The following is a 668-nucleotide window of genomic DNA, read 5'->3' as shown; positions in this document are numbered from 1 at the left end:
GTCATCTTCATAAAATCAAGGCATTTACAGCTGTATATGCCTTTGCCATTAAACTTCGTGATGTTTTTGAAGATGAAGCGGCGGCGGGATGAGCCAGCCTTTGTTTTTTAGCAGCCTTAAGTATTTTGCGCCGGTTGCCACTTTCGACATATGAAATTGCCCAAACATCATGGCAATATCCTCACGAATCGATTGCCCCATCATTTTGCTGCATGTCACAAGACCTGCAGCATTTTGTGCTGCCGCGGAGGCCGCAACATCCGGATCGAGAAACCGTGCGCCAGGCGGAATATCGTTAAGATCTGCTGTCGGCGGTTCAGGAGAAGCCGGCGGCAGCGCCACCCCGTTTTCTTTCAGGATCGTGCTGACCTGTTTGATTTCATCTTGGCATTTCTCAATAGACTCACGAAGCAGCTTCTTCAGGTCGTCATCACCGACATGATTCAATAGCATTTGGTAATTGCCGACCATTTTATTGCCCGCCATCACATCTACAAGCCGAATACCTCACTGTAATGCATCGGTTCATCCTGCGGATTCCCGCTTAAATACCCATGTTCATCCTCCTCCCATATTCAATATTGCACATTTCATAACGTGCCCAAGCGGAGGAACATTTATGTTTCAGCGAAAAAGATTTATGAAATGAAACAAAACAAAAAAGACAA

Annotated in this window: 1 pseudogene; it reads right to left on the bottom strand. The window is 46.0% G+C overall.

Going from position 1 to position 668, the window contains the following annotated elements:
* Positions 1 to 48: 48 nt before the first annotated feature.
* Positions 49 to 521 (bottom strand): annotated as a pseudogene (locus ACWHAR_RS27915) (DUF3231 family protein).
* Positions 522 to 668 lie beyond the last annotated feature (147 nt).

It is taken from the genome of Bacillus sp. LR--39 (assembly GCF_053613335.1).
This window is presented reverse-complemented; position numbering and strand designations above follow the sequence as displayed.